Here is a 7,621-nt window from a genome sequence, read left to right as displayed (position 1 = left end):
GACGCCCTCGCCCTCGCGGATCAGGCCGAGCAGGATGTGCTCGGTGCCGATGTAGGAGTGGCCCAGCTGCAGCGCCTCGCGCAGCGAGAGCTCCAGGACCTTCTTGGCGCGCGGCGTGAAGGGGATGTGGCCGCTGGGGGCCTGCTGGCCCTGCCCGATGATCTCCTCGACCTGGGCCCGCACCGCCTCCAGGGAGATGTCGAGGCTTTCCAGCGCCTTGGCCGCCACACCCTCGCCCTCGTGGATCAGGCCGAGCAGGATGTGCTCGGTCCCGATGTAGTTGTGGGAGAGCATGCGGGCCTCTTCCTGGGCCAGCACGACCACCCGCCGGGCGCGGTCTGTGAACCGTTCGAACATCTTCTGCCTCGTTCCTGGAGCTGCTGCGACGTAGCGGCGGGCGACGCCATGCGCCGGCCCACCGCACACCTGAGGTTCAACTCTGCTGACAGCCTACGTGTTCCCCGGGGACCGCAGACCCGCTCCGCTCACAGCGAACAGCCGGCAGCGGCGGCTCAGCCTCCGTGCGCCTCGTCGAAGGCGCGCTGGACCTCGGCGGGCACCCGGCCCCTCTCGGAGACCTGGTAGCCGTTGCTGCGCGCCCAGTCGCGCACCTGCCGGGTGCTGGCGCCGGAGCTCCCGGAACCGCCGGAGGCGGCCGGTCGACGGCCACGACGCGACCGACCCGACACCTTGCGGGCCACCCCGACGTAGCCGGCCAGCGCCTCACGCAGCGCCGCGGCGTTCTCGTCGCTCAGGTCGATCTCGTACGACGTGCCGTCGAGGCCGAACGACACCGTCTGGGTGGCGGCGGACTGGTCGAGGTCGTCGACGAGAACAATGCTGACCTTCTGGGCCATGGGGGCACATCCTTCGAATTGCACGATACGGGCAGAAATGCAGGGTACCGGGATTCCTGACCGCGGGAAATGCGCAGCGCCGTACCATTCATTCTCGCTGCCGAAAAGCCGGATCGGATTTCCGCACAGCGCTTCCCGGCAGCAGCGACCGCATTCTGACCATCGGAATCCCCTGGGATCGACGCGGCCCTGGTGGACTTGTCGAGGCAATCCAGCAGCAGCCCCGGTCACGTGTTCCGGTCGAACACCAGCCCCAGCCCCTGCAGCGTGAGCAGCGGCACGTGGGCGGTGAAGCAGGCGCACTCCTGGGCGACCAGCGGGGCGAGGTGGCCGGTCGAGACCACCTCGACGCTCTCGGCAGGCACGTCGAGCTGGGCGACCATCCGCTCGACCATTCCCTCGACGAGACTGGCGAATCCGAAGACCATTCCCGACTGGACCGCTTCCACGGTATTGCGGGCGATCACCGTCCGCGGTCGGTGCAATTCGACCTGGCGCAATTGCGCCGCGCGGCGGCCGAGCGATTCCAGCGATATCTCCATGCCCGGCGCGATCGCGCCGCCGACGTACTGCCCGCGGGCGTTGAGCACGTCGAAGGTGATTGCCGTGCCGAAGTCCACGATGATCGCCGGGCCACCCCACCGTGCCGCCGCGGCGACGGCGTTGCAGACCCGGTCGGCACCCACCTCACGCGGGTTGTCGGTGAGCACCGGGACCCCGGTCCGGGTGCCCGGCTCGACGAACACGCGGGGCAGCCCGGGGAAGCGCAGGTCGAGGGCCTCCCGCCACTCGTGCACGACCGAGGGCACCGTGGAGCAGACCGCCACGCCGGTGATCCGGGGAGCCGGGGAGACCCGGTCGAGGAGCCCCCGCACCAGCACGTCCCACTCGTCGGCCGTGCGGTGCTCGTCGGTCGAGACCCGCCAGTGCGCGAGCACCCGGTCGCCCTCGAGCAGCCCCAGCATCGTGTCGCTGTTGCCGATGTCGGCGGCGAAGGTCGGCACCGCTACTGCTCCACGAGGTCCAGGCCGAGGTCGAACACCCGGACGGAGTGGGTGAGCGCCCCGACCGAGATGAAGTCGACCCCCGTCCCGGCCACCTCCCGCGCGCGCTCCAGGGTCAGCCCCCCGGAGGCCTCCAGGACGGCCCGGCCAGCGGTGAGCGCGACCGCCTCGGCCATGGTCGCGGTGTCCATGTTGTCCAGCAGGATGTGCCCGCACCCCGCGTCCAGCAGCTCGCGCAGCTGGGCCAGGTCGGTGACCTCCACCTCCACCGGGACGTCCGGGTACGCCGCACGCACCGCGCGGTACGCCGGGACCACCCCGCCCGCCGCCACGACGTGGTTGTCCTTGACCATGGCCATGTCCGAGAGCGAGAACCGGTGGTTCACCCCGCCACCGCACCGCACGGCGTACTTCTGCAGCGCGCGGTAGTTGGGCAGGGTCTTGCGGGTGTCCAGCACCCGGGCCCGGGTGCCTGCCAGCGCCTCGGCCCAGGCCGCGGTGGCGGTGGCCACGCCGGAGAGGTGGCTGGCGAAGTTGAGCGCGGTGCGCTCAGCGGTCAGCAGTCCCTGCGTCGGGCCGGCCACCCGCATCACGACGTCGCCGGGCGCCACGCGGGAGCCGTCCGGGACGCGGTCGGTGACCTCGACGTCCTCGCCCATCACGTAGTGGAACACCAGGGCGGCCACCCCGAGCCCGGCGACCACGCCGGCCTCGCGGGCCGCCACGTCGCCGACCCCCCGGGCCTCGGCGGGGATGGTGGCCGCCGAGGTGACGTCCACCCCGGCGTCCGGCAGGTCCTCCTCCACCGCGCTCTGGATGGCCTCGAAGACCGGGACCGGGTCCAGGCCCGCGTCGTGGAGCTCGGCGAGCAGGTCGACCGGGAGCTCGTGGTACGGCGTCACAGGGCACCTCCGTCGGTGGGGGGCGTGGGGGTGAAGGTCACGGCGACGCCGCCCGCTGCCAGGGTCGCGTCGAAGTGTCCCGACCAGGCCGGGTCGTCCCGGTCCGGGAAGTCCTCCCGCCAGTGGGAGCCGCGGGTCTCCTCCCGGGCCAGCGCCGCCGACGCGAGCGCCGTGGAGAGGGTCAGCAGGTTGGTGGTCTCCCACGCCTCCTGCCCGGTCTCCACCCCGTGGGGGTCGGTCGCCAGGGCGGCGAGCCGGTCCAGGGCCTGGGCCAGGCCGGTGGCCGAGCGCAGGACGCCGGCCCGCCCGGTCATCGTCTCCTGCAGCTCCTCGCGCAGCTTGCCGGCGACCAGCCCCGGCCGGCGTGGGTCGGTGACCGGCGGCTGCCACGGACGCAGCTCCCCGGGCAGCACGGCGGCGATCCGGCGGGAGAACACCAGTCCCTCCAGCAGCGAGTTGGAGGCCAGCCGGTTCGCGCCGTGCACCCCGGAGCAGGCGACCTCTCCGGTGGCGTAGAGGCCCGGCACGGTGCACCTGCCCCACAGGTCGGTGGCGACCCCTCCGGAGGCGTAGTGGCAGGCGGGCGCCACCGGGATGAGCTCGGTCACCGGGTCGACCCCGTGCTCGCGGGCGGTGGCCAGGATGGTCGGGAAGCGGCGCTCCCAGAACTGCGCCCCGAGGTGCCGGGCGTCCAGCCACATGTGCGGGTGGCCGGTGTCGTGCATCCGGCGGGTGATGGCCTTCGCCACGACATCGCGCGGTGCGAGGTCAGCGAGCTCGTGCACGCCGCGCATGAACCGCACACCCTCGAAGTCCACCAGGAACGCACCCTCGCCCCGGACCGCCTCGGAGATGAGCGGCTGCTGGCCCTTGGCGTCGGGCCCGAGGTACATCACCGTCGGGTGGAACTGGACGAACTCCAGGTCGCGCAGCGCCGCACCGGCCCGCAGCGCGAGCGCCATCCCGTCGCCGGTGGAGACCTCCGGGTTGGTGGTCTGCGAGAACACCTGGCCGAGTCCGCCGCTGGCCAGCACCACCGCTCGGCAGTGGACGGCGCCGACGCCGTCGCGCTGCCCCTCCCCCATCACGTGCAGCGTGAGGCCGGCGACCCCGCGGTCGGCGGCGAGGAGCAGGTCGACGGCCAGGGCGTGCTGGATCACCTCGATCTCGGGGGCGCGCTCGACCGCCGCGCGCAGCGCCCGCTGGATCTCGGCCCCGGTGGCGTCCCCGCCCGCGTGCGCGATCCGGTCGCGGTGGTGCCCGCCCTCGCGGGTCAGGCTCAGCTCGCCGTCGAGGTCGTGGTCGAAGTTGGTGCCCAGCCCGATGAGCTCCCGTACGGCGTCGGGGCCCTCGGTGACCAGGGCCCGTACGGCGTCACGGTCGCAGCCCCCGGCACCGGCCACCAGCGTGTCGCGCTCGTGCTGCTCAGGGGTGTCCCCGGGGCCGAGCGCAGCGGCGATACCTCCCTGGGCCCACTGGGTCGAACCGGCGTCCAGGACGTCCTTGGTGACCACCAGCAGCCGTAGCCCGGGCTCACGTGCATGGACGCGCAGCGCCGCGGTGAGCCCGGCGACCCCGGATCCCACGACCACCACGTCGGCGCGGATGGTCCAGCCCGGCTCGGGAGCGGCGAGCCGCTCGGGGACAGGGCGCGGGGTGGAGGCCATTGCCGCAGGCTATCGCTCGGTCCGGCCGAGGATGAGGGGCATGTTGTCGATGAGCCGGGTGCCGCCCACCCGGGCCGCCACGAGCGCCCGGGCGGGTGTCCCCGGGACGATCTCCTCCGGCAGCGGGCCGAGGTCGGGCCGGGTGATCACCAGGTAGTCGACGTCCACGGAACCGACGGTGTCGAGCTCGGCCCGGGCCGCGGCGAGGGCCGGCTCGGGGCCCTCGGCAGCCGCCTGGGCGGCGGCCCGCAGTGCCCGGCTCAGCGCCACTGCGTCCCGGCGCTGCCCGGCGTCCAGGTAGCTGTTGCGCGAGCTCATCGCGAGCCCGTCCGGTTCGCGCCTGGTCTCGGCGCCCACCACCTCCACCCCCAGGCACAGGTCGGCGACCATCCGGCGGATCAGCGTGAGCTGCTGGTAGTCCTTCTGCCCGAACACCGCGACGTCGGGGCGGACCAGGCCGAAGAGCTTGGCGACCACGGTGAGCACGCCCCGGAAGTGGCCGGGCCGGGTCCGGCCCTCGAGAATGGTGCCCAGCGGCCCGGGCTCCACCGTGACCTGTGGCTCTCCCCCGGGGTAGACCTCCCCGACGGCGGGTGCGAAGACCAGGTCGACGCCTTCGGCAGCACAGGTCTCCCGGTCCTTCGACAGGGTCCGCGGGTAGCGGTCGAGGTCCTCGCGCGGCCCGAACTGCAGCGGGTTGACGAAGACCGACACCACCACCGGGCCCTCGCCCACCGCGTCCCTGGCGACCCGCATCAGGCTGGCGTGCCCCTCGTGCAGGGCGCCCATCGTGGGGACGAACGCGACCCGGTGCCTGGCGTCACGCCAGGCCGAGAGGCCGGCGGCCAGCTCGTCCCTGGTGGCCGCCAGCACCGGCTCCCGGCTCATTGCAGGGGAGTCCGCTGCGCCGGAGCGGTCGCCTCGTCGAGGACCCGGCGGATGGCCGCGGCCCGGATCGGCAGCACGCGGCCGTCGGTGACCACCCGGTCGAGCGTGTCGCGGGCCAGGGTGACGTAGGAGGGCAGCGTGTGCGGGGCGTTGCGGGCGATCTCGGCCAGGTGGGCACGGACGGTGTTGACGTCGCCCCGCACGATCGGACCGGTGAGGGCGGAGTCCCCCTGATCCAGCGCGTTGTCCAGCGCCGCGGCCAGCAGCGGCCGCAGCGTGTCGGCCGGGTGCAGGTCGGGGTTGTCCGCTCCGGCCGCGGCCAGCAGCTCCACCGCCTGGCTGACCAGGGTCACCAGGTGGTTGGCGCCGTGCGCCAGGGCGGCGTGGTAGAGGGTGCGCCGCTCCTCGGGGACCCACATGGTGCGCCCTCCGAGGTCGGCCACCAGCTGGTCGACCAGGTCCCGCTCGGACGCCCCCGCGGTCACCCCGAAGATGCAGCCGTGCAGCCGCGGCAGGTCCACCGGCGTACCCGTGAACGTCATCGCCGGGTGCATCGCGATGGTGCGGGCACCGACCGCTGCGGCCTCGGCGAGCACGGTGAGGCCGTGCCGACCGGAGGTGTGCACGACGACCTGGCCGGGCCGGATGGCTCCCGAGGCGCTCAGCACCGAGGCCACGTTGTGGAGCATGTCGTCGGGCACGGTGAGCAGCAGCACGTCGCAGGAGCGGGCGACCGCACTGGGCTTGTCCAGCGGGACGCCGGGCAGCAGGCTCTCGGCCCGGCGGCGGCTCGCGTCGGACTCTCCGGCGGCGGAGACTACCCGGTAGCCCGCCTCACGCAGGGCGGCGGCGAGCACGGCACCGACGCGGCCGGCACCGACCACCCCTACGCGAGGACCGCAGTGGTCGCCCGGGGAGGCGTCAGCGGGCGGGCGGGCGCTGGTGTTCATGGCCGAACCTTTCGTTCCAGTCCCTCCGACCACCCGTGATCGGGCCGGTGTGGGTACCAGACGGTGTTCTGCTGAGGACAACGCAGAGGGTACGCGGCGCCATTCCGGCTGGGAACCGGGCCGGATGGTGACGTAGGTCTCGCCACCCGCCCGAGCAGCCGGCGGACCGGCCCCCGCTACCCCGCGCAGGCGGTCCGCGCCTGTCTAGGCTGGCCCGCATGAGACCGTGGCGCCGCCGGGAGCAGCACCCCGATCTGCCGCTCCTCACGGTGGTGGTCGCGGTGTACGACGCCGCGCCGTGGCTGCCGGAGTGCCTGGACAGCGTGCTGGCCTCGCACTACGGCGCACTGGAGGTCGTCGTCGTCGACGACGGCTCGACCGACGACTCCGGGCGGATCGCCGACGCCTACGCCGCCCGGGACGACCGGGTCCGCGTGGTCCACACGCCCAACCGGGGGCTGGGGGCGGCGCGCAACGAGGGGGTGCGCCGGGCCACGGGGGAGCTCCTGGGCTTCTGCGACGCCGACGACGTGGTGCCGCCCACGGCGTACCCCGTGCTCGCGGGAGCGCTAGGGGTCTCCGGCTCGGACTTCGTCACCGGCTCCCTCGTCCGGTGGGAGGCCGGTGCGCTGGAGGAGCCGCGCTGGATGCGGCGGCTGCACGCGGTCGAGCCGCGGTCCGGGCTCACCGTCGAGGACCATCCCGAGATCCTCGGCGACGTCTTCGCCCCCAACAAGCTGTTCCGGCGCGAGTTCTGGCAGGCCGCGGGGCTCGCGTTCCCCGAGGGGACGCGGTACGAGGACCAGCCGACCACCACGAGGGCCTACCTCCTCGGGCGGTTCGACGTGCTCGTCGACGTCGTGTACCACTGGCGGATCCGCGCGCAGGGGACCTCCATCACCCAGCAGCGCTCCTCGCTCGTCGACCTCGCCGACCGGGCGGAGACCAAGCGCCTGTCGCTGAGCAGCGTCCGCGAGCTCGGCTCCCCGGCGGTCCAGGAGCTGTTCCTCGACCGGGTGCTCGCCGGTGACCTGCACCGGTACTTCGTGGAGATCCCCGGCTGTGACGACGCGTGGTGGGAGCTGCTGCGGGCCATGGTGCTGGAGCTGTGGGGGGAGCGGTCGCTGGTGCACAGCGGGCTGCCGCCGGTGCACCGGCTCACCGGCTGGCTGGTCGAGCAGGGCCGCAGGTCCGACGCGGCCGCGGTGATGGACTACGTCGCCGGCCTCGCCGGCGCACCGGTCCCGCGCGACCGCAGCGGTGCCGTGCCGCGACTGGCCGTCCCCGTGCTGGACGCGGCCAGCGTCGACCCGGCTGCGCTCGCGCTGCGCCCGCACGAGTACTGAACGGGCG

8 protein-coding genes are annotated in these 7,621 nt (G+C 73.7%); 1 reads left to right on the top strand and 7 read right to left on the bottom strand.

The window, feature by feature from the left end; all coding sequences use genetic code 11:
• From PLP61_RS05780 to PLP61_RS05750, 7 genes are all read right to left on the bottom strand, one after another.
• The coding region (locus PLP61_RS05780) for a Clp protease N-terminal domain-containing protein (protein WP_324501265.1) at nt 1-357 on the bottom strand (357 nt) is incomplete at its 3' end.
• A 155-nt stretch (nt 358-512) separates the two neighbouring features.
• Nucleotides 513-857, bottom strand: coding sequence for a histone-like nucleoid-structuring protein Lsr2 (locus tag PLP61_RS05775; RefSeq protein ID WP_324501263.1), 345 nt, complete (start codon nt 855-857; stop codon nt 513-515).
• 227 nt (nt 858-1,084) lie between these two features.
• Nucleotides 1,085-1,861 (bottom strand): type III pantothenate kinase, encoded by a 777-nt coding sequence (locus PLP61_RS05770; protein WP_324501261.1) that lies wholly within the window; start codon nt 1,859-1,861, stop codon nt 1,085-1,087.
• A 2-nt stretch (nt 1,862-1,863) separates the two neighbouring features.
• On the bottom strand, nt 1,864-2,763 hold the full coding sequence (nadC, locus tag PLP61_RS05765; protein ID WP_324501259.1) for a carboxylating nicotinate-nucleotide diphosphorylase: 900 nt from the start codon (nt 2,761-2,763) through the stop codon (nt 1,864-1,866).
• Nucleotides 2,760-4,430, bottom strand: coding sequence for an L-aspartate oxidase (locus tag PLP61_RS05760; protein WP_324501257.1), 1,671 nt, complete (start codon nt 4,428-4,430; stop codon nt 2,760-2,762). Before PLP61_RS05760 ends, nadC begins: the two co-directional genes overlap by 4 nt.
• Before the next feature lie 9 nt (nt 4,431-4,439).
• Nucleotides 4,440-5,318, bottom strand: a complete 879-nt coding sequence (gene panC, locus PLP61_RS05755) for a pantoate--beta-alanine ligase (protein ID WP_324501255.1) — start codon at nt 5,316-5,318, stop codon at nt 4,440-4,442.
• Nucleotides 5,315-6,268, bottom strand: a complete 954-nt coding sequence (locus tag PLP61_RS05750) for a Rossmann-like and DUF2520 domain-containing protein (RefSeq protein WP_324501253.1) — start codon at nt 6,266-6,268, stop codon at nt 5,315-5,317. Before PLP61_RS05750 ends, panC begins: the two co-directional genes overlap by 4 nt.
• Before the next feature lie 218 nt (nt 6,269-6,486).
• Between PLP61_RS05750 and PLP61_RS05745 the strand changes: the two genes are divergently transcribed.
• Nucleotides 6,487-7,614 carry a glycosyltransferase family 2 protein gene (locus PLP61_RS05745; protein ID WP_324501251.1) on the top strand — a complete coding sequence of 376 codons (1,128 nt, stop codon included), beginning with the start codon at nt 6,487-6,489 and terminating at the stop codon, nt 7,612-7,614.
• The last annotated feature ends 7 nt before the right edge of the window (nt 7,615-7,621 follow it).

The organism is Nocardioides sp. (genome assembly GCF_035429765.1).
GTDB lineage: Bacteria > Actinomycetota > Actinomycetes > Propionibacteriales > Nocardioidaceae > Nocardioides.
This window is presented reverse-complemented; position numbering and strand designations above follow the sequence as displayed.